This is a genomic window from Methylophilus flavus (assembly GCF_042678905.1).
Taxonomy (GTDB): domain Bacteria; phylum Pseudomonadota; class Gammaproteobacteria; order Burkholderiales; family Methylophilaceae; genus Methylophilus; species Methylophilus flavus.
Genome location: NZ_JBHTLN010000001.1, coordinates 1,968,879 through 1,990,742, shown reverse-complemented (window position 1 = coordinate 1,990,742; position 21,864 = coordinate 1,968,879). Strand labels below are relative to the sequence as shown.

Annotated in this window: 15 protein-coding genes and 1 tRNA gene; 2 read left to right on the top strand and 14 right to left on the bottom strand. The window is 51.6% G+C overall.

What is annotated here, in order from left to right:
• Positions 1-802 precede the first annotated feature (802 nt).
• Both ACFQ2T_RS09670 and ACFQ2T_RS09665 read right to left on the bottom strand, forming a co-directional pair.
• Positions 803-1,999, bottom strand: a complete 1,197-nt coding sequence (locus ACFQ2T_RS09670; RefSeq protein ID WP_379033688.1) for an MFS transporter — start codon at positions 1,997-1,999, stop codon at positions 803-805.
• A gap of 34 nt (positions 2,000-2,033) precedes the next feature.
• Positions 2,034-2,807 carry an exodeoxyribonuclease III gene (locus ACFQ2T_RS09665; protein ID WP_379033685.1) on the bottom strand — a complete coding sequence of 258 codons (774 nt, stop codon included), beginning with the start codon at positions 2,805-2,807 and terminating at the stop codon, positions 2,034-2,036.
• A 28-nt stretch (positions 2,808-2,835) separates the two neighbouring features.
• Between ACFQ2T_RS09665 and pyrE the strand changes: the two genes are divergently transcribed.
• Positions 2,836-3,483 carry an orotate phosphoribosyltransferase gene (pyrE, locus tag ACFQ2T_RS09660; RefSeq protein WP_379033682.1) on the top strand — a complete coding sequence of 216 codons (648 nt, stop codon included), beginning with the start codon at positions 2,836-2,838 and terminating at the stop codon, positions 3,481-3,483.
• A 34-nt stretch (positions 3,484-3,517) separates the two neighbouring features.
• Here the strand turns inward: pyrE and ACFQ2T_RS09655 are convergent, their stop codons facing one another.
• The 12 genes from ACFQ2T_RS09655 to ACFQ2T_RS09600 form a co-directional block, all read right to left on the bottom strand.
• Complete coding sequence (locus tag ACFQ2T_RS09655) at positions 3,518-3,883, bottom strand: YidB family protein (RefSeq protein WP_379033679.1); 366 nt, start codon at positions 3,881-3,883, stop codon at positions 3,518-3,520.
• Positions 3,884-4,903: 1,020 nt separating this feature from the next.
• Positions 4,904-6,022, bottom strand: coding sequence for a pseudouridine synthase (locus ACFQ2T_RS09650; protein WP_379033676.1), 1,119 nt, complete (start codon positions 6,020-6,022; stop codon positions 4,904-4,906).
• A 44-nt stretch (positions 6,023-6,066) separates the two neighbouring features.
• A complete protein-coding gene (locus ACFQ2T_RS09645) occupies positions 6,067-7,323 on the bottom strand; it encodes a biosynthetic peptidoglycan transglycosylase (RefSeq protein WP_379033673.1) in 1,257 nt (418 codons plus the stop codon).
• A gap of 11 nt (positions 7,324-7,334) precedes the next feature.
• Entirely contained in the window at positions 7,335-7,649 is a 315-nt protein-coding gene (locus tag ACFQ2T_RS09640; RefSeq protein WP_379033670.1) for a (2Fe-2S) ferredoxin domain-containing protein, read from the bottom strand.
• A gap of 82 nt (positions 7,650-7,731) precedes the next feature.
• Entirely contained in the window at positions 7,732-8,676 is a 945-nt protein-coding gene (locus tag ACFQ2T_RS09635; RefSeq protein WP_379033667.1) for an energy transducer TonB, read from the bottom strand.
• An 18-nt stretch (positions 8,677-8,694) separates the two neighbouring features.
• Positions 8,695-10,065: a UDP-N-acetylmuramate:L-alanyl-gamma-D-glutamyl-meso-diaminopimelate ligase gene (gene mpl / locus ACFQ2T_RS09630; protein ID WP_379033664.1), complete on the bottom strand. Its 1,371-nt coding sequence runs from the start codon at positions 10,063-10,065 to the stop codon at positions 8,695-8,697.
• A gap of 70 nt (positions 10,066-10,135) precedes the next feature.
• The gene (gene thiE / locus ACFQ2T_RS09625) at positions 10,136-10,762 is read right to left on the bottom strand and encodes a thiamine phosphate synthase (protein WP_379033661.1); all 627 of its coding nucleotides are present in this window, start codon (positions 10,760-10,762) and stop codon (positions 10,136-10,138) included.
• Complete coding sequence (gene thiD, locus ACFQ2T_RS09620; protein WP_379033659.1) at positions 10,746-11,606, bottom strand: bifunctional hydroxymethylpyrimidine kinase/phosphomethylpyrimidine kinase; 861 nt, start codon at positions 11,604-11,606, stop codon at positions 10,746-10,748. The genes thiE and thiD overlap by 17 nt, the downstream gene beginning before the upstream one ends.
• A gap of 11 nt (positions 11,607-11,617) precedes the next feature.
• Positions 11,618-11,691, bottom strand: a tRNA-Gly gene (locus tag ACFQ2T_RS09615).
• Between the two features lie 129 nt (positions 11,692-11,820).
• Entirely contained in the window at positions 11,821-15,810 is a 3,990-nt protein-coding gene (locus tag ACFQ2T_RS09610) for a two-partner secretion domain-containing protein (RefSeq protein WP_379033656.1), read from the bottom strand.
• A gap of 193 nt (positions 15,811-16,003) precedes the next feature.
• Positions 16,004-17,719: a ShlB/FhaC/HecB family hemolysin secretion/activation protein gene (locus tag ACFQ2T_RS09605; RefSeq protein WP_379033653.1), complete on the bottom strand. Its 1,716-nt coding sequence runs from the start codon at positions 17,717-17,719 to the stop codon at positions 16,004-16,006.
• A 143-nt stretch (positions 17,720-17,862) separates the two neighbouring features.
• Entirely contained in the window at positions 17,863-20,136 is a 2,274-nt protein-coding gene (locus tag ACFQ2T_RS09600; protein ID WP_379033650.1) for a primosomal protein N', read from the bottom strand.
• Positions 20,137-20,195: 59 nt separating this feature from the next.
• Here ACFQ2T_RS09600 and argS point away from each other — a divergent pair, with 59 nt between their 5' ends.
• Positions 20,196-21,854, top strand: a complete 1,659-nt coding sequence (gene argS, locus ACFQ2T_RS09595; protein WP_379033647.1) for an arginine--tRNA ligase — start codon at positions 20,196-20,198, stop codon at positions 21,852-21,854.
• Positions 21,855-21,864: the final 10 nt, after the last annotated feature.

Sequence of the window (21,864 nt, the reverse complement as noted above, 5' to 3'; positions counted from 1 at the left end):
AAAAGAAAGGGCACCCTAGCTTCCGCTTGTTTCCTCCGTTGCTCGTCCTAGGACTTTCGTCTGTAACCGGACTCTGTGTGGGCGTCCAACGAAACTCGCCCTAGCGGCTTGCAAAGAACGCAAGCCACCGCGGAACTCGAACAGACGCTGGCCGAAAACTCCCACGCTCCCTGCGCTACTCGGCGCGTCAGATAGGGGCCCGTTAAAAACACTACGCGTTCAGTTAGTCGAGACTCCCCACATTCATTCCCGCTCAACCATTGAAGCAAAGCACAAACAAAACTAAAGTTAGTTTGTTAGGATTTCGTCTTAGTAATTAAAAAGGTACTAAGCGCCCTGAATGCAAAACCTTTTAACCAAAGCTTCGTCGTGGTGGTTTTAAATGGGCCCCTATCTGACGCGCCGAGTAGCGCAGGCAAAATAAGGAGGAAGGGAGCGACTGTCTGAGCTCCGCAACAAGCCACGTTCTGTGTGGCTTGTCAGGGCGAGTTTCGCGACCGCTTATTTTGACGAGCAACGCAGGATACAAGCGGAAGCTAGGGTGCCTTTTCTTTTGGTTACTTATTCTTTGGGCAAGCAAAGAAAAGTAACTCGCTGTGAAAGCGAAAAGCAACGGTGAATGTTCTAAGAAATATCTATTAAAACCATCAGCAAGCGCAACATTCGTTTTTTTATTGTACCCAAGCTAGCACTAACTCTGCCTAGATTCCGGCCTCCGCCGGATGACGGGCTGTTGCAGTAGAAATACCTGTTTCGCATATAAGCGAGCAGTTACACAATTACACAGCAGATAGTGCGAACCCTACTTAGGCTTCGCCTCTTTAATCGGTAAGTTCACCACCGCCGCCAATGAAGCCAACACAATATCCCCCACCCACATCCATTGATAATCACCATTCGCATAAAACACCAGCCCACCCAACCACGCACCAAAGAATCCCCCAATCTGATGACTGAGCAAGGTCAAGCCAAACAAGGTAGCCAAATATCGCGGCCCAAATAATTTACCCACCAGCCCTGCTGTGGGTGGCACGGTAGAGAGCCAGGTAAACCCAAGCACTGCCGCAAATATATAAAACGTCAGGGCCGTTTTTGGCGCTGCCAGATAGATGCCCACGGCAATGGCGCGCGAGGCATACATCCAAAAAAGGATCATTTTCATGCGTTGGGTTTGCCCAAGCCAGCCGGCATATAAACTGCCCAGCACATTCGCCAGGCCGATAATCGCCAGTGACGTGGCGCCTACCACAGGCGGCAAGCCACAAATGTTGACTTCACCTGGCAGGTGCGTGACCAGGAAGGCGATATGGAATCCGCACGTGAAGAACCCGGCATGCAGGCAAAGATAACTGCGATCTTTAAACGCGATACTTATTTGTTGCCTCAGGGTGATGCTTTCCGGGGCTTTGATTGCGTTTTGTGCAATCGTGCTGTGGTTTTCCCGCAATGGCAGTGCCAGAAAAATGCTGCTTAGTGATGTGAACGCCAGGATCAGCAATGCGTTGATCCAGTTGAAAGAATGAATCAGCGCTTGTGCCAGGGGTGCAAAAACAAATTGCCCGAATGAACCTCCGGCATTAATAAATCCTGCAGCGAAAGAACGACGTTCGGCGGGTAATCGCGCTGCCACAGCACCGATCAGGATAGAAAAGCTGCCGGCCCCTGCGCCTACAGCCGTCAGTATGCCTATGGAAAATACCAGGCCAAACTCTGAGCTGACAAATGGGGTCACAGCCAGCCCAGCTGCCATCAGCAGGGTGCCAATCAGTATCACTTTGAATGACCCGACCCGGTCAGCCAGCATGCCAAACAAGGGTTGTGCTAAGCCCCAGGCGAACTGGGCAATGGCCATGGCAAAGCTGATGGTGACGATACCCAGCCCGGTACTGGTATTCAACGGCGAGACAAACAGGCCCAGGGACTGGCGTATGCCCATGGTGACCGCCAGGATGGCAGCGGCGGCGATGACTATCGTCCACATGCTTTGCGGTTTATGCATCTGCAAAGCCTCTCAGCCGGCGACCTGACACGGCCTAATCCTGGTAATCCACTATCAACGGTGCGTGGTCGCTGAAGCGCTCGGCCTTATACACACTTACCGCTTTTGCGCGTTTTGCCAGTGCCTGTGTGGCAAGCTGGTAATCAATGCGCCAGCCTACGTTTTTCGCCCAGGCCTGGCCGCGGTTGCTCCACCAGGTATAACATTCGTCTGTGGTTTCCGGGTGTAAGGTGCGATAGACATCTACCCAGCCGACACGTCCGAGTATATCGGTCATCCAGGCCCGTTCTTCCGGTAAAAAGCCGGAGTTTTTCCGATTGCCTTTGTAATTCTTGAGATCGATTTCCTGATGCGCGATATTCCAGTCACCGCAGATCACCACCTCGCGGCCTCCGGCGATCAGTTGTTCCAGATGTGGCAGAAATAACGCCAGTACCTGAAACTTGAATTGCTGGCGCTCTTCACCACTGGAGCCGCTTGGCAGGTATAAAGACACGACACTCAGGTTGCCATACTGGCACTCCAGGTAACGGCCTTCAGCATCAATATGGGCATGACCCAGGCCGATAATCACCTTATCCGCTGGCTGTTTGCTGTAGATGCCAACTCCGCTGTATCCCTTTTTTTCGGCATAGTGGAAATAGCCGTGATAACCCGGCGGTTGCAGCATATCCGGCTGCATATCGCCTGCCTGCGCTTTCAGCTCCTGCAGACAGACGATATCCGCGCTGCTCGCCGCCAGCCAAGGCAAAAAGCCTTTGTTACAGGCTGACCGTATGCCATTCAGGTTCAAGGTTATAATACGCATTGTTCAAATTCTTTCTGTTTTTTTTCAAATGACTGCAAAACCAATCAGTGCCGATTTTATTACTTTTTCCATCCAGAAACAGGTATTACGTTTTGGTGAATTTAAAACCAAAGCAGGCCGTTTAAGCCCGTATTTTTTTAACGCCGGCCTGTTTGATGATGGTGAAAGCCTGCTCAAACTGGGTGAATTCTACGCACACAGTATTCTACAGTCTGGCTTGCAATTCGACATGCTGTTTGGCCCTGCGTATAAGGGGATCCCCCTGGTGTCGGCAATCAGCATCGCATTTGCGCGCATGGGGAAAAATTTCCCTTATGCCTATAACCGCAAGGAAGCTAAAGACCACGGCGAAGGTGGCACGCTGGTGGGGGCGCCCCTCAAAGGCCGCGTGCTGATTATCGATGATGTGATTTCTGCCGGTACTTCGATTCGGGAATCTGTGGAAATGATACGCCAGGCGGGGGCAACACCTTGTGGTGTCAGCATTGCGCTCGACAGGCAGGAAAAAGGCCTGGGCGAATTATCTGCCGTGCAGGAAGTTGAGCAAACCAACCAGATGCCGGTAGTGAGTATTGCCAAACTGACAGACTTGTTTGCCTACTTGCAAGGGAATGACAGCCTGGCGCAATATTTCCCGGCGATACAGGATTACCGGGCAAAATACTGCATCGTGTGATCTTGAGACACAGAAAATAGCGGGCAGCGGCCCGCTATTTTTGTTTCAGCATCCCCATTAATCTGGACATGATCAGCGCCGGATTATTTTCCACGACGCCGTTCGGTGTCACTTGATTCACCACATCAGGGATGTATTCAGCAATTTTGGCTGCGAGCTCTTCTTTGCTGATATCCAGTTTGGTGGCGATGCCGGTTAACACGCTGTCCCCTAATGCGGTGCCTATCTGCTGGGCGGAAACGTTTAGATTGGCGCCGGTGCCTACCCAGGAATCGACTTGCTCGGTCAAGCCGCCATTTTTGAGGGTTTGCAGGATTCCAGGCAGGCCGCCGTATTGCTGGAATAGCTCCATGGCGAGTTTTGCCATGGGGGCTTTATCGCCCATGACTTTAGTCATCATATTATTGGCTAAGTTGTCGAATAATCCCATTGTGGTTCCTAGTTGGTTAATTTTTTATTTTTCGCCTATTGGCGGATTTTTTTGTGTATTTTAATGTATGGGATGTAAGTAAGTTTGTTTTTCGCCACTAGGCGACCCTCTTTCTTATGCTTGTCCATAAGAAAGGTAGCGGAGGATAAAACATCCTACCCTCAGTTTGGGGTGAGCTAGTTTGTAATGTTTATTTACTAATTCAGCACTTTCTTTCGCCTCTAGGCGAGTGTCTTTCCTTTGCTTGCCCAAAGAAAAGTCACCAAAGTAAAGGGCACCCTAGCTTCCGCTTGTTCCCTGCGTTGCTCATCAAAACAAGCGGTTGCGAAACTCGACCTGGCAGCTCACACATTTCGTGAGCTGCTGCGGGACTCAAACAAACGCTCCCTTATCTCTTGTTTTGACTCCGCTACTCGGCGCGTCAGATAGGGGCCCGGTTAAAACCACCACGCTGTAACGTAGATTGGATATACGCCATTCAGCGCGCTAAGTAAGTTTTTTTCCAAATACCAAGCTTAAATCAAATTCTTTAGGTAGTTTTGCCGCGGTTGAGCGTGCTTCAATGCAAAGAATTACATTCAAGTGAAAGCGTGTGCCTTTCATGGGCCCCTATCTGACGCGCCGAGTAGCGCAGTCAGCGTGGGAGTCTTCGGCCAGCGTCTGTTTGAGTTCCGCAACAAGCCACGTTCCGTGTGGCTTGTCAGGGCGAGTTTCGTTGGCCGCCCACGTTGACGAGCAACGCAGGAAAAAAGCGGAAGCTAGCGTGCCCTTTCTTTTGGTTACTTGTTCTTTGGGCAAGCAAAGAAAAGTAACTCGCCTAAAGGCGAAAAGAAACGTTCACATGATCCAAAGAAATACTTTATTAAATCTTCCGGCAAGTGCGATATTCGTTGTCTATTGCCTCCGAGCTAATCATTAACTTTGCCTGGATTCTGGCCTCCGCCAGAATGACGGACTGATGCAGCGACTCACTGTTTCAGACATAATCCATCAAAACTTCTCATGTGCCGCTAAATACCGCCACTGCCCCGCCGGCAACTTACCCAAACTAATCCGCCCAATGCGGATCCGCTTCAACCCAACCACCTTCAAGCCCACCAGCTCACACATCCTGCGAATCTGCCGTTTGCGCCCCTCACGCAACACAAACCGCAACTGATCTTCATTCTGCCACGACACTTTGGCCGGTTTAAGCTGCACACCATCCAGGCTCAAGCCATGATTCAACTTTGCCATGCCATTGGCACTCAGCTCACCTTCAACCCGCACCAGGTATTCTTTTTCCACACTGGAATCATCACCAATCAATACACGCGCAATCCGCCCGTCCTGGGTCAGTACCAGCAAGCCGGTGGAATCGATATCCAGGCGTCCGGCAGGTGCCAGGCCGTGATAAATGCCTCTGTGGAATGTTTTCTGGGTTGGGTCTTCTGACCACTGATTTTCGGGTTTCACCAAAACCACGGCGGGTTCATAACCATCTTCCGCCTGGCCGCTGACATAGCCCACCGGTTTATGCAGCAGGATGGTGACATTCTCTGCCTGGTATTCTTTTGCATAGGTGCTGATAATGATCTCGGCATCCGGGTCTATGCGTGTACCCAGGGCCTCGATGATCTCTCCATTGACCTTGACCCAGCCGTTGACGATCCAGTCATCAGCTTCGCGGCGCGAACACAGGCCACGATCCGCCATCACTTTGGATAATCTGGGCTGTGCGTCTGGATCCGTTGGGGGGATAGGGCGTCTGGGTGCCGCATCATCACGCCGTACAGGGCGATCTGAGCTATATTGTTTGCGAGAGTCAGCCTGTGAGCCATACCTGGAGTCGTTTCGCGATTCCCTGCGTGGCTCATTGCGCGAATCTTTTCGCGCATAGGGTTTATCGCCCGGTTTGCCCTCATGCCTGGTGCGCTCCTGGCGCGCCGGTTTTTCTGCATGGCTATTTTGCCTGTCGGTAGACGATGCTTTCTCAACCACTTTAGGCGCAGGTTTTGGCGGTGGTTGGGTGCGGTCACGCAAGGTAGGCGAGGCGCGACGCACCGGTTTGCTGCGCTTTGGTGCTTCGTCATTGTCAGCAGCGGTTTTATTCAGTTTGATTGTACTCAAAATACAGGTCCCGACTTGATTGGGAAATAAAGTGCTATTGTAAGTTATCCGGCGACTTTCACCGGACGAAAATTCAAATTGCCGGGCTCTTTGCGTGCGCTGCGTGGCATAAAATGCAGGATATCTTCCGCGCGCTTCAGATCTGGCTGCTGCTGGATATACTGTTTTTTCCAGGCGCGGTGTGGGTTACTGATAATGCCAGCCAGCCAGGCAGCTTGTATAGGATTCAATTTATCGGGTGTCAGATCGAAATAATAGCGCGAGGCAGCATGTGCACCGCAAAGACTGGGGCCTAAATCCACCGTGTTAAGGTAAAGCTCCAGGATATCGGTTTTGGTCAGCGCAGCTTCCAGTTGCACGGCGTAGAGCAACTCTTCTACTTTACGCTTCCAGGTGCGCTCGCCGTTAGTGAACATGTATTTCGCCAGTTGTTGTGTGATAGTACTGCCGCCTACCTGTTTATCTGCGCTTTCCTTGCCTAGCAGATGCTGCATTTGTGCCATCACATACCCGGGATGATGCTTGAATTCGGCATCCTCGGCGATGATGGCAGCCACCGGCAGCCAGCGCCCCAGTTTGTCGTAAGACACCCATTGCATATTTTCCGGGTGCTTATGCTCATCAAGTAACGGGCAATCATACTGTATGGGTAGCGTACTGGCAGCGCGTATATTCAGGCCGGAGACAGCCATCGCATTCAATTGCGGTTGTGCACTCCACTCCTGCTTGGGCCAGCGCAAAGTACCGGAAGCGGATAAGGACCCGGAAACGATCGCATCGCGTATTACCTGCGAATGCGGCTGCAAAGGTTTAAGGAGTGCCTGCAATGGTGTTTGCGGCAGTTCCCATGTCAGCTTTAAACTGCGCATGCTGACTTTGCCGTTAAAATTGATGGTGAACAATGGCTCTGCCTCACCTAACGAGAGGTAACCATATATATGCTGCTGGTCCATTTGCAACCAGAGTTCTATCATGGGAATCACGATGGGCTGGTCGCTGACCGATTTTGCCTCTATCGAGCAATGCCGGCAGCGGGCCCGCAACCCATCTTCGTCATACAGTTGTATATCGCCGTGGTGCAAATTAAAGGCTTGCCTATCCAGCAACCAGCGACCGGGCGCGGAAGTCGCGAGCATCAATACCGGTACGACCCGCACTTGCACTCCGCCTGCCACCGGCAACCTGACGCGCCAGGCCTGGGTATCATAGGGTTGCCAGATCCAGGCGGCCAAAGCCAGTACCGTCAGCAGCGTGACGACCAGCAAGCTGAGTAGCAGCCTTTTAAACCATAATAGCGCCATGCGTATTTGCCCTATACCAGCAGGCGCTCCACCACTTTGCCATTCTGCAAATGGCTTTCGATAATCTCGTCGATATCTTCATTATCGACAAAGGTATACCACACCGCTTGCGGGTAGATGACCATCACAGGCCCCTCGGCGCAGCGATCCAGGCAACCGGCGCGGTTGATGCGGACTTTACCCGTACCTGCCAGGCCCTGTTTTTTGACGCTTTTTTTCATGTAATCAAACGCCGCTTCAGCGCCGCGGTTCATGCAGCAGTCTTCGCCTTTTTCGCGCTGGTTGAGACAGAAAAACACATGATATTGAAAGTGACTTTGATTCATAAGGTTGCTTTCTGATGCCGCTCATACATGATGATCAATGAAAAATACCACAAAGACAGGCGATAGAAAAAGATTGGACGCTTTATTCTGTTGAAAGTTGATCTTCTTTACTGAATGTCCAGGTGCGGGTAATACTCAGCACGTCGGTATCCTTGCGCATATCTTCAGGAAATACCGGGAACGGCGCGGCCAGCTGCACGATGCGGCGCGCGGATTCATCCAGCAGGCGCTTTCCAGAACTTTGCTGGATTTTAATACTTTCAATACTGCCATCAGCGCGGATAGCCACCGTTAGTTGCAGTTTTCCATACAGCTTTTGCGTGCGCGCCGCTTCCGGATAATTGAGGTTACCGACCTGTTCGATTTTTTGCCGCCATTGATCCACGTAATTGGCAAACCGGTATGCGCGGGTGCGCGCACCGATAAACTGGCGTTTGGGGCGCATTTCGTAAGCGTCCTGCTGCTTGGCGATCAGGGCTTCCAGTTTTGCCATCTCTTGCATGGCCATCATTTCCCGCTGTGTTTGCACCGGCCGGTTCAGTGCTTGCGGATTTGGTTTTCTGGTAGCAGCCTGCGTTTGTGACAGTGGGGGCGCCTGCACGCTAGTCACTGCCTGGCTGGCTTTGAGTTGCGTCAATAGCGCTTGCGCTTCCTGTTCAAGTTGCGCCACGCGCTGTTGATGACGCTGCAATTCGGCATCCTGCGGAGTGGCCGGTATAGCGGGTTGCATGGTCGCCTCAGTCGCTTGCGGTGTCGTGGCAGGCATTTTCTGCACACTTGGCAACGGGCTTTTCATCTGCCGCTTCTCGTCGGTATTGCCACCACGGTCAAGATTCGCCTGCGCCAGCGCATCGGCATTTTTAGGTGCCTGTTGGGTTTTGCTGTTCACCAGCATCACTTTGAGTGAGGGGATCTGGTCTTTCAGCGCTTTTAATTCAGGTTGAAAATGTAGCGTCAGCAGTACCGCATGCGCAATCAGCGAAAACCATAAAGCCCATACCAGAGGCGAACGTTCACGGAAGCGCATAGGGCATCTGCCGCCTGGTTAGCCCTGCAATGCCTGTAGTAATTGCTGGTGTACGCCACCAAAGCCGCCGTTACTCATCACCAGCACATGGTCACCAGGTTGTGCCAAACGGCTGACTGCTTGCACCAGTTGGGATAGATCTTCAAATGTTTGCGCTTTACTTTGCATGGGGGAGAGAGCCGCAGCCGCATCCCAGCCCAGGTTATTGGCATAGCAAAATACGGCATCTGCATCCCGTAAGCTGTCGGGTAATGCGTCTTTCATTACGCCCAGTTTCATGGTGTTGGAGCGCGGCTCAAGCACGGCCAGAATGCGTGACTTGCCCACCTTGGCACGCAAGCCTGCAACCGTGGTGGCAATGGCGGTCGGATGATGGGCAAAGTCATCATACACAGTGATGTTGTTGACTACGCCTTTGACTTCCATGCGGCGTTTGACGTTTTTAAACTCGTTTAATGCCTCGATCGCGATACAGGGCGCAACACCGACATGGCGGGCGGCGGCGATCACGGCCAGCGCGTTGCTGCGGTTATGTTCACCCATCAGCTCCCAACTGACATTACCCTGGCGTTCGCCATTAAAGAACACATCAAAACGGCCTTGCGCATCTACATTCTGCACTTGCCAGCCAGCAGCGCTATCTATGCGCTCAACACCACTCCAGCAACCACGGACCAGGACTCGGTCCAGGCTTTCCTGCTGGTTGGCAACTACCAGGCCTTGTTGTGGCACGGTGCGCACCAGATGGTGGAATTGCTTTTCAATGGCTGACAGATCTTCAAAAATATCGGCGTGATCAAATTCCAGATTGTTTAACACCGCCGTGCGCGGACGGTAATGGACAAATTTAGAACGTTTGTCGAAAAAGGCGGTGTCGTATTCGTCGGCCTCAATCACAAAGAATGGAGAGACAGAGTTGGGATCCTGCTTAGGGGTTTGTGGCAACCGCGCTGACACGCCAAAGTTCTCCGGCACACCGCCAATCAGGAAACCCGGTGCCAGACCGGCATACTCAAGCACCCAGGCCAGCATGGAAGACGTCGTGGTTTTGCCATGCGTACCGGCGACCGCCAGTACCCATTTGCCCTGCAACACATGCTCGGCCAGCCATTGCGGTCCGGAAATATAAGGCAGGCCCTGATTCAGGATTTCTTCCATCAGCGGATTGCCGCGTGTCACCACATTGCCGATCACATACATATCAGGATTGAATGCCGTCTGGCTGGGGTCAAACCCTTCAATGAGCTCTATGCCCTGGGCTTCCAGCTGGGTACTCATCGGTGGATAGACATTCGCATCACACCCGGTGACATGGTGCCCGGCCGCTTTTGCCAGAACGGCAATGCCGCCCATAAACGTGCCGCAAATACCGAGGATGTGAATATGCATAGAATTTACCGAATCAATTTAACGAATGCATTTTACCAAACAACGTTTGATAAAGCGGTAGCGAAAAAACTCAATTTTTAACGAACAATGGCAGGTACTGGCGACAACGTGCTGAAACATCCGTGGCCTGGAAAATATCTGTGATCACAGCGAGCGCATCTGCCCCGGCGGCAATGAGTGGCGGCGCGTTATCCAGGGTAATGCCGCCTATGCCGACCACAGGCAATGACAGTGATTGTTTGGCCCGGGTGAACAAGTCTGCGGTAGCGCGAGGCGCATCGGGTTTGGTAGGCGAGGGGTAACAGGCACCAAATGCTATGTAATCTGCGCCAGCCGTTTGCGCCTGTTCTGCCAGTTCAAAACGGTTGTAGCAAGAGGCGCCTATGATTTTGGCCGGGCCTAGCAATGCTCTTGCGTCTGCTATCGCCTGATCATGCTGGCCAATATGCACTCCATCTGCGTCCAGCGTGGCCGCCAGTTCAACGTCGTCGTTGATTAATAAAGGCACATTGACCTGACGGCAAATAGTTAACAGTGCGCTGGCCTGCTCGAGTCGCAAGGCCTTACTGGCTGTTTTGTGGCGGTATTGCACAATTGAAGCACCGCCTTGCAGCGCCTGTTCAATCTGTGAACACAGTAGTTCGGTGTTATCCTGGTCTGGTGTGACCAGGTACAACCCTTTAATGCTGAAGCTCACTGGCTTTTTCCTGAACCTCGGTTTCGCGTGCCCAGAAGAAGCGGTCCGGAATGAACTGCCCCATGCCGGGACGGAAAGCGTGGCGTAAGGTCTGCCAGGTGAATTCCTGCGCTTCATGCACGGCCTCTTCTATCGTCAGCCCATGCGCCAGGCAGGCGGTGATCGCGCTGGTCAGCGTACAGCCGGAACCATGATAGCTGCCTGGCAAACGTTCCCAGTGATAATCCTTGATCAGGCCGGGCATATTACTGAGCTGCATACCGTACAAGCTATTGACGACATCATTGGAGCGCTCATGCGTGCCGGTGATCATGACGTATTCAGTGCCCATTTCGAGCAAGCGCAACGCACACTCCTCCAGCGAGCTATGCTTCACTTCATCGCCTTCGTCGTAGTAGGCCAGGCGTCTCGCCTCCAGGCTATTAGGGGTGATTAAGGTGGCCTGCGGAAACAGTAATTCGCACATCGCGGCCTGCATTTCTTCATTGGAAAGCTCATCGCCACGCCCAGAAGTGAGGATAGGATCAATAATCAGCGGCACATCGGGGTAATCAGCGACGATTTCCGCGATGATGGCGACATTTTCAACACTGCCCAGCAAGCCCAGCTTGAATGCGCTCACGGAGACATCTTCCAGAATGGTGCGTGCCTGGTCATTGATCCAGTCCGCATCCAGCGGCATGACACTTTCCACACCCACGGTATCCTGCACTGTAATGCCAGTAATCACGGACAGTGGATAACAGCCGATACTGGCGAGCGCCATGATATCCGCCTGCACACCGGCACCACTGCTTGGGTCTGTTGCTGCAAATGTAAGAACGGTTGGGGGAGTGATAGCCATGAAAATTCCTTTGGAGCGGCTGACGGGAATCGAACCCGCGTATCAAGCTTGGGAAGCTGGCGTTCTACCATTGAACTACAGCCGCGAATAGCCATTATTTTACTTGTATTTTACTTGGTTGGCTAAGCGCCTACATAAAATGTTGTCGGGCAAAAAAGTAAAAGCCGGGTAAACACCCGGCTTTTACTGACTACCCTAAGCTAACACGATTGAATTAGATACAATTCGAACTTACGCCATCCGGCAATTTCACGCCTGAATTCAGGATAGGCGTACTGCCCAGGCTGTCTTCGTTGGCAGGACAGGCAATCGCATCAAGATCCTCTTCATCACCCGCAGCAGGATTCAGAGAAACGATAAACATCGTATTCAATATCGGGTTATTCGGGATCAGACCGCCCAGGCCGGCGCCATCTCTGGGAGAACCGAATCCCTGAGTGGTTGGTCCTGTTGCTGCAGCTGTAATACTGCCTGTAGCGTTAGAAGTTTCAACAAACTGATAGCCATATACCTGTTTTCCCTCAGCAGTCACAATCACACCAGGGGCATTCAGGTCGTAGGTTCCGGCGATCGGCTTATTGGTACCTGCAGATGGGTTATCGAAAGTAGCACCGGTCACAGGGGTTGCGGCACCCGCCTGATCATTGTTAAAGAAGCCCGACAGGTTAACATTGAGGCCGGATAAGTCTGTGACAGTATTATTGCCATCGAACGGCTTGGTACTTGTGCCGTTCAATGCCACATTCACTGTAGGAGCAACTTTGTAAATAAATCCATCGTTAGCCCCCAGTATGGTGTCACCATAGCTGGCATTGTATTGTGTGAAATCATAAGATGCAGTCAATGCACCACCACGCGTGTCGGCAAGTGGGGTGGTTGAATACACCAGCCACCTGCCACCGGCACCAGTCGAAATCGAGCCATTGCCAGCATTGTTGAAATTACGTTCAGCAACCAGTTGCACGGCCGTCGCGGTACCACTGGTAGTCGCTACATTGCCATTCAGCGTCAGGTCCCTGGCAGCGCGCACCAGCAAGTCACCGGTCAGATTTGCAGATTCGACGGTGATATCATCGACATCACGCACACTGACATTACGCCCGTTCACCACCTGGATTGAAGCAAACTGGTTAGCAGCGTTGTTAGCAGTAAAATCGCCTGTACCGGTTTTCACAATCACTGCATTGCCAGCCGCGTTCACCACATCATTCAAAGCCACGTTGCCGCCTGCGGTGGTTTCAAAAGTGGTAGCGGTATGCAGGTTAACCCTGTCATTGTATGTCTGGTTACCGGTAGTTTTCATGGTAGAACCAAAAATCTCGGTGGTGCCGCCAGCATCCGTTGTCAAACTTGCCAGTTCTTTGGTTGTGCCTACGGATTTTGTGAAATTGGTTGTGCCGTTGGTATTCACAATCAGCGCACGATTGCCTGCCGCTACGGAATCAACAGTCCCGTTAAAGTTCACATTACCACCGGTGACGCCTCGGCTGTCGATCACCGCATTGGTGGCGATCAGCGCATTGCCGTTGATATCAACAGTGCCGCCGTTACCAGATGTGCCTGATCCACCAGCCACACCACCACGTGTATCGATAGATTGCAAAGTGACAGTGCCCCCTACAGAAGTCAGATTCACGTTGCCGCCATTACCTGCGTTGCCGGTACCATCTGATGTTGCACCGCCAGCAGTGATATCTCCGACTGTGACGCTGCCCTTATTCGCGATGGCGACGACCTGGCCGCCAGCACCGCCGGTGCCGTTGGCGCTGGTTGGCGCAGATCCGTTGGTATTGATATTACCAACAGTCACATTCTGGCCCGTCAACAAAGCTGCACCACCATTGATGCCGTTACTGTTAGCAGGTGTCGAACCGGAGGTATCGATTAGTGTGGTACCCAGGTTGGCATTTCCATTAGCGGCCACGACGACGTTACCGGTGAAATTCACATCTGTGCCTGCACCAGTCTGTCCCATGCCATTGGTATTCAGGCTACCGTTATTCATGGTGATATTGTTGCTGGCACCGATAATGATATTGCCTGAAATGGCCATGTTAGAACCATTGACGGGGATGGTTGTGGCAGTGATAGATTCGCCAGCCACATTGACTTTGGTATCACCCAGGTTGATATCATTGAACGCGATCACAGCAACATTACCGCCTTGACCACCAGTATAAGTAACACCGCTGGCAGCAGGATTCGCGGTATTGATTTCACCCGACATAGAGATATTTTTACCTAACAGCAGCACATTGCCGCCGGTAGCACGTGTGGAACCGGCACTTTGATCATAGGTATTGATTTTCATATCACCCAGATTGACATCACCATTTGAGCCGATCATCACCATGCCACCATTAGTCGTGACATCACTGCCGCTGGTCTGGATAATGTTTGCACCCGCGAGTGACACCACACCTTTATCAGTCACGATATCGGCTTTCAGGTTCAGGTTACCAGTGTTATTGCCATCAGAGTCTGCGGTGATGGCAACGAATCCGGCACCGTCAGCAATGATATTAGCATTCAAATTGACATCGTTTTTAGCCAACAGCGTTAAACTGACATCGGTATTGCCTGTTGCAGTTTTCAGATTAAAGTCTGAATTGACATTGATGTCTTTATTGGCCTGCAACACGATATTGGCATTATTGCCTACGCCAGTGAAACTGCCGCCTGCTCCCACATTGAACACACTATCCTGGCCGAAATTGTCAGTATAAGCTTGCTGATTATCCACACCCGGGTTAAATCCAGAGGTGTTAGAAGCAGGTCCATTCACCAGCGTGATATTTTCAGGGTCCAGTAACAAGGTACCTCTGTCACCATTCACAGCTGAAAGATTTACACGCCCGGCAAAGTCCAGGTAGTTCTTACCGGATACTTCGGTAAAACCACCGTTGCCACCTAACAGGCCACCTTGCGCCGAGATAGATCCATAAAAACGTGTCGCATGGTTAGCCCAGACAACAACCTTGCCGCCATCGCCTTGCCTGATCGCGTCAGCTTTGATAGTCGCGCCATTTGCAATGTATGCAGTTCTGGCGTTATAAACGGAGGCATCTCCACCCTGATAACCACCACCTACCAGCACTTTACCGCCGCCGGTATCACCGGAAGCGTCCAGCAGCGCACCTTTCATCAAGGCCACTTGCTCCCCGGTCACTTCAATGGTGCCGCCAGTGGTATTTTCACCTTTGGCAATCAACTTGCCGGACACTTCTACCTTGGAGTTATCGCCACCTTCGAGACGAATCATCCCATCTTTTTCGACCAGTTGGTTGGCTTCGATAATGCCTGTGACATTGATGGCTGCGGTGCGTGCATTCGCTGCAAGTTGTACCAAGCCACCATTCGCCTGAATCAGGCCGCTGTTCTTTACGAGTGCCTCAACTGCCTGCCCGGTCAGATTGGCCCGCACCAGGCCATTGCCATAAAAGTCCAGGACAGCTTCCTTTGCGGCCGCCATGACAACGCTGCCCTTACTGGCGACCAAAGTACCTTCGTTTTCTACCTTTTTACCAAGCATGACGATGTAGCCTTCATCCTTGGCTTTGATATAGCCTTTGTTGACTACGCTGCCTGCCAAATCTCCACCGGTAAACTGGTAGCGGCCTTGCAGAAAAGCTTCGTTGGAAATATTCAAGGTAGAAGCAATGATGTTGCCTACGTTGACTTCGGCACCTTTACCAAACAAGATACCATTCTGGTTGACCAGTACCAAAGTACCATTCGAGTTTAAGGTTCCCATGATTTCAGAGCGGCTGTTACCAATCACACGGTACAACGCCCTGCCAGCATCTGGCATCACCACATCCAGCTGATGACCCTTGAGCACCCCAAATTTGTAAAAATCAACAATATTGACGTTTGCGGTATGTGTATATTGGGTATGTGTAGCACTGATATCTTTAACGGTCAGATCACCTGCCACTACGCCAGCAACCACATTTGTATCCGCCAATGATGACAACGGCAATAAGGCAGCTGCAAAAGCACTCGCAATCACTGCCCGCCATTTTGTACCTGGGGTAAAAGAAACCTTTGTTAAGGAGAGGCTGCCTGACTGAATTAAGTCATTCACCTGACCGTTTAAAGAAGACTTACCGTTGCTGCGCGTTCCTTCGGCAACTGCGACCCATGCCTGCTGGGTCTTGCTCCAGATCAAACGATAAATATGGTTTAGGGATGCTGCTTTCATGACATTCTCCTCTATGGGGGCTCCACTGATCCTCAGGGAACAGTGGTCTTCCTAACTTCTCTCAATTCCTGATAGTCAATAGTTTGCTTCAGGATGTTTTTTTTGTCTGTAGCCCAGTATGACTAACGGGCTACTGTTCTTAAAATTATTTATGTTAAAGCTTGTTTTTAAACTTGTATCTGTGTTGGATTACCTAAAAGTTTTTACGTATCTGAGCCCATAACTGATACTCAGTGTTACTTTCGGCGCCATCCAGATCACGTTTTTGCTGTGAATAAATGGTAGTTAAAATCCACTGGGCCGGAAACTGGATATCCGTTCCCACGCCTATATGATTGGACCTGACATGATTGTCACTGGTCAAAGGATCATGATTCAGCTTTCCACGTCCGACATCATAGAAAGCGAATGGTGTCACCGATTGAATGTACGGTGTCACGTCCGCAGCGGTCGACACGTAAGTTTTGCGTACATCAGTGCCCACCATCCAGCCCTGATCAGCCTGGCTTGGAATTTCGGAGAACTGCCTCCAGCGGTTGATGGCACCAATACCGAATCTCTCGGCAATGTCGAGATTATTGTTAGTACCCTGATAATCGGCACGCACAATCCAGTTAATGCCGTTTTCAAAAACTTGTGTTCGACTTGATGTCCAGTTCCATTTCGTGAAACTGCCCTCTGTATCCAGAAGATCGCGATCCCTTGCCTTGGCCGCACCTTCCTTAAAGGACACATTCCCCTGCGTCAGCAGCAGGCTCCATTGATAAGCAACATTACCACCGTCGTTAATCCAGTCGCCCACCAAGCCCAATTCGATACTGGAAATATCGCGCCGGTTACTTTGATTGACTGCATCAATATCATCATCGAGAATCTTGTAATTGCTGGCGGCTTTGAATGCGATGCCTTTTTTAGTCTCACGCATTAACGGATGTTCCAGGGAGCCATAAAAGTAATGTGCATCTCCATGCGCGTCGAATACCTTGAATTCCTTGCCCAGCTTGTAATCAACATAGCTATAAGCCACGTTTAATATCGTGCCGGCATCGCCGACAGGTGTGAAGTACAAACTGCTCAGCGAACGCTGGCCTTCATCATTAGACACTTTACCAACCACAGCCAGCTGGTCACCGCGGCCCCTCAGGTTATTAACAGCCAGACCAAAGCCTAATGTTTCGCGATTGGTGAAACGGTTTCCATAGTTATTAGCGCTGACAAACCCGCTGTATGAAACGCGTGGTTCAACTGAGACAGCCACGTCAGAACTACCGACGGCTTCACCCGGGTTAAGCTGCGAGGTCACCTGAATACCAGGCAGGCCGTTCATCACCATCAGGTTACGCACCAGATTACGCTCATTCAGTACATCGCCTTTTTCCAGGCCATATTCAGAAAGTGACTGGAAATATTCCTGATCCAGCCCTTTGCCCGTTTCTGCCTTCACTTCACCCAAGGTGCCTTCAAGAATGGAAAGCTCAACCACTGCTTCAGCATCTGTGGATTTCTGCAAGTCCTGAGTCGGCAGGTAAACTTGTGTCAGCATATAGCCGCGCTGGCGGTAATAATTCCGGATAGTCCCCACAGCCTCATTCAGCTCGCGCATGCCGATTTCATGACCGGTCAGGTACGCGACCTGGGCAGCCAGTTCTTCACTGGAGAATTGTTTGTTGCCGGAAAATTTAAATTCTTTAACCACAATCTTGAGACTGGATTTTTTTTGTTTCTTTTCTTGCACGGGCGTTTCTTCAGGCACCTGGATAATCGGCGCAGGCTGAGGGAAAACAGGCCTTGGCAAGTTCTGTTGGATATTTTGTATGTCCGGTAATTGCACACCACCAGCGAACGCCTGCACTGTGTAACCTAGCGCCAGTAAATTCAGCACGCTCAAACGGGTTATTTGTTTTTTCAAGATTTTTCCTTATAGCACCCTTACATTTAAGCTCATATGATATCGCACTAAAAAATGTGAACTATCAGGTTCATCCTTTTACCTACAAATTTTTACAATCTTTACCGCTAAAACACTTTAATTGTTGTAAAAACCCTTCAAAATCAATATTCAAGCGCATCCACATCGACTACCCAGCGTATTTTTGCCTGCAATGGGTGCTGTCTTGCCCAGGCCACCGCAGCCTGCAAAAGTTGTTGTAATGCGCCACGTTGTCCACATTGCAACATCACATATCCGCGCTCCATACGATTTAACCTGGCAATGCCGGGCCGCACCGGGTCATAAATCATCGGTTTTTCAGGGAAAGTGCCAGCGTTTTGCAGGACATATTCGCGGGCAGATTGTGTCAAATCGTTTAAAAACCGCTCCACCAGCGCATAATCAGCAGCTTCTGCTTTCATGACGGCGATATAAGCTGCTGGCGGAAACTGTAAAATGATACGTTCCTGCAACAGGGTGTTGGCGAATTCGGCGTAATTTTGCTGTTGCAAGGCAGCAAATAACGGGTGCTGCGGAAAGGCAGTTTGTATCAACACTTCACCTGGCTTATCGCCCCGGCCTGCGCGCCCGGCCACCTGCATCAGCTGTGCAAACAGGCGCTCACTGGCGCGATAATCAGGGCTATACAGCGCGCTGTCGGTGTCCAGTACACCGACCAGTGTCAGGTTAGCAAAATCATGGCCTTTGGCTAGCATTTGCGTACCAATCAGAATATCTACTTTTCCGGCATGCACGGCGGACAGCAGTTCGGTGAGAGCATCTTTACCCTGGATCGTATCTCTGTCTACGCGGGCGACACGGGCTTGTGGAAACAGCTGCTGCAAGGTTTCTTCCACACGTTGCGTTGCCTGGCCGACAGGGCGCAAATCGGCATTGCCGCAACTCGGGCATTGCAGGGGAACCGCTTGCTCATCGCCGCAGTGGTGACAGCGCAGTAGCCGTTGCCGCAGGTGCAACACCACTTTCGCCGAACAGCGGCGGCAATCTGCCAGCCATTGGCAGGCGGAGCAATGCAATACCGGCGCATAACCACGCCGGTTGATGAACAGTAAACTTTGTTCACCCCGCTCCAGGCGTTTAGTTATCGCCTGTTTCAATTGTGGGGTTAACCCGGCTTCCGGTGGCGAGTGCGTGGTATCCACACAAAATATGCGTGGCAATTGCGCCTGCGCCGCAGCACGATTTTTTAATGTCAGCAGCCGGTAAGTTGGCTTTTTCTGGCCAGCCGCAACACTACCTGCCTGTCCCAGCGCGTTGTACCAGCTTTCCAGCGAAGGGGTGGCACTACCCAGCACTACCGGAATCCGGCATTGTTTGGCGCGCACCAACGCCACATCGCGTGCGTGATAGCGCATGCCATCCTGTTGCTTATAGGAGCCGTCGTGCTCCTCATCGAGAATCATCATCTTGAGATGCGGCATGGGTGTAAACACACTCAAACGCGTACCGATCACGATGCGTGCTTCGCCTGACTGCGCGGCATGCCAGTGCTGCAAGCGCTCACTCTCACTTAGATGGCTGTGTAAAGTCACCAGTGAAAACTGGCTTAAACGACTGCGGAAACGGCCTTCCAGCTGCGGCGTAAGATTGATCTCGGGCACCATAATCAATACCTGAGATTTCGGCTCAGCCAGCACGGCTTGCAAGAGGCGGATATAGACTTCTGTTTTGCCCGAGCCGGTCACCCCAAACAATAACCAGGGCTCAAAGCGGTCTATCTTATTCAAGATGGCTTTAACTGCGTGCGCCTGCTCATCGTTCAGTGTCGGTTCCTGGTCAGAGGCTGCTAATGAAGGCCGTATCGCCACCACTTCACGCCGGGTCACCAGCCCATTTTCCAGCAATGGCTGTATGGTTTTGCGCCAGCCGGAAGACACGTCACCCAACTGCGTTTCGCTGCATTCTTTATGTTGCTGCAGCAGAGTGATGAGCCGGGAAAGTACAAGCTGGCGCTTGCCTACCAAATTCTCAGGCACTGCATGCGCCAATGCATACATCCACATCTTTCGCGACACCGCCGGTTTGATTTGCCGCAAGCGCAATGGCAAACTGGAGAGCAGCGTCTGGCCGAATGGGTAATGATAATAGTCCGCGCAAAAACGCAGCAATTTCAAGGTAGCGTCATCAAACGGAACATCGTCAAAGGCTTGTATCACGGCCTTCAGTTTATTTACGGGCACTTCACTTTCTGCAGGCAAAGCCATGACAATGCCAATCAGCTGCCGTCCGGCAAAAGGCACAACGACACGATTGCCTACGAGAATATCCAGGCCTGGATTCAGGTAATCAAACTGCCGATCCAATGGCACATCCAGCACCACGCGGACAATGCCTGTGGAAGAGATGGCTGGAGAGGAAAGGGCTGCTGAACACATGGGTGAAAGTGGTTTATTAGGTTAAAATGGCGGTTTGACTATTCCGCACCATTTTAACCTTGAAACAAACGATCACAGAATTGATTCTGCAAGCGGTAACCCCGCTGGTGGAAGACACCTCCAGCCTGAATATCATTCTTGAGCGGCCAAAGTCCGCCGAGCATGGTGACTTCGCCAGCAATATTGCCATGCAGTTGGCCAAACCGCTCAAGCAGAATCCACGCGCCATTGCACAAACCATTATTGATGGCCTGCCCGCCAATAGTGTGATCAGCAAAGTGGAAATCGCCGGTGCCGGATTTATTAATTTCTTCCTCTCCGCACAAAGCAAGCAGGATATCGTCAAAAGTATTTTTCAGGCGGGTACAACGTTTGGCCGCAATACTGCCGGCCAGCTTGAAAAAGTGCAGGTGGAATTTGTCTCGGCTAACCCGACCGGTCCGTTGCATGTCGGCCACGGACGCGGTGCGGCCGTGGGTGACTGCCTATGCCGTTTGCTGGATGCGAATGGCTGGGACGTGACGCGCGAGTTTTACTACAACGACGCAGGCGCGCAGATTGATAACCTGACCAAATCCGTACATGCGCGGGCACAAGGCATTGCCACTGACGATGCGCGCTTCCCTGAAGATGGCTACCGTGGCGAATATATCGCCGATATTGCTAAGGCTTATTTAGCCAAAGAAACCGTGACTGCGGACGATATGGCGGTTACCGCGAGCGGCGATATCAATGATGCCGAATCTATCCGCAAATTTGCCGTGGCCTATTTACGCCATGAACAAGATCTCGATTTACAGGCTTTCCAGATCAAATTTGATGTGTTTTCGCTGGAAAGTGCTTTGTATACCGAAGGCAAAGTAGACAACGCTGTACAGGCTTTGATCAGCAGTGGGCACACCTACGAGCAGGATGACGCACTGTGGCTGCGCACCACCGATTTTGGCGACGACAAAGACCGTGTCATGCGCAAAAAAGAGGGCGGCTATACCTATTTTGTACCGGATGTCGCTTACCACCGGGAAAAATGGAACCGTGGCTTCAAACGCGTGATCAACGAGCAGGGCGCCGATCACCACAGCACCATCACCCGCGTACGCGCTGGCTTGCAGGCGCTGAATACCGGCATTCCACAAGGCTGGCCGGAATACGTACTTCATCAGATGGTGACCGTTATGCGCGGTGGCGAAGAAGTCAAACTATCAAAACGGGCTGGCAGTTATGTCACCTTGCGCGACCTGATTGAAGAAGTCGGCTGTGACGCGACCCGCTATTTCCTGGCCGCGCGTAGTGCAGATTCCCAGCTGGTATTTGATATTGACCTGGCCCGCGCGCAGACCAATGACAACCCGGTTTACTATATCCAATATGCGCATGCGCGTATTTGCAGTGTACTCAACCAGTGGGGTGGCGATAGTGCCAGCCTGGCCGATGCTGATCTGTCACCATTAACCTCTGCGGCAGAAACCGCATTGATGCAGGCACTCAGCCAGTATCCGGAAGTAGTCAGCACCGCTTGCCAGGCATTGGCGCCGCATATGGTTGCCAATTACCTGAAAGAGCTAGCCAGTGCCTTGCATAGTTATTACAATGACACGAAATTTTTGGTGGATGACGCACAGATCAAACAGGCCCGCCTGTCACTGATTACCGCCACACGCACGGTATTACGCAACGGTTTGCAACTACTGGGTGTAAGTGCACCGGAAAAAATGTAAGCGTATTTAA

What these genes read in the sequence shown, in the direction of transcription:
- ACFQ2T_RS09640 (WP_379033670.1), bottom strand. Translation starts at nt 7,649, where the DNA reads ATGAATCAAAGTCACTTTCAATATCATGTGTTTTTCTGTCTCAACCAG.
- mpl (WP_379033664.1), bottom strand. Translation starts at nt 10,065, where the DNA reads ATGCATATTCACATCCTCGGTATTTGCGGCACGTTTATGGGCGGCATT.
- ACFQ2T_RS09610 (WP_379033656.1), bottom strand. Translation starts at nt 15,810, where the DNA reads ATGAAAGCAGCATCCCTAAACCATATTTATCGTTTGATCTGGAGCAAG.
- pyrE (WP_379033682.1), top strand. Translation starts at nt 2,836, where the DNA reads ATGACTGCAAAACCAATCAGTGCCGATTTTATTACTTTTTCCATCCAG.
- thiD (WP_379033659.1), bottom strand. Translation starts at nt 11,606, where the DNA reads ATGGCTATCACTCCCCCAACCGTTCTTACATTTGCAGCAACAGACCCA.
- ACFQ2T_RS09665 (WP_379033685.1), bottom strand. Translation starts at nt 2,807, where the DNA reads ATGCGTATTATAACCTTGAACCTGAATGGCATACGGTCAGCCTGTAAC.
- ACFQ2T_RS09645 (WP_379033673.1), bottom strand. Translation starts at nt 7,323, where the DNA reads ATGGCGCTATTATGGTTTAAAAGGCTGCTACTCAGCTTGCTGGTCGTC.
- ACFQ2T_RS09670 (WP_379033688.1), bottom strand. Translation starts at nt 1,999, where the DNA reads ATGCATAAACCGCAAAGCATGTGGACGATAGTCATCGCCGCCGCTGCC.
- ACFQ2T_RS09655 (WP_379033679.1), bottom strand. Translation starts at nt 3,883, where the DNA reads ATGATGACTAAAGTCATGGGCGATAAAGCCCCCATGGCAAAACTCGCC.
- ACFQ2T_RS09635 (WP_379033667.1), bottom strand. Translation starts at nt 8,676, where the DNA reads ATGCGCTTCCGTGAACGTTCGCCTCTGGTATGGGCTTTATGGTTTTCG.
- ACFQ2T_RS09600 (WP_379033650.1), bottom strand. Translation starts at nt 20,136, where the DNA reads ATGTGTTCAGCAGCCCTTTCCTCTCCAGCCATCTCTTCCACAGGCATT.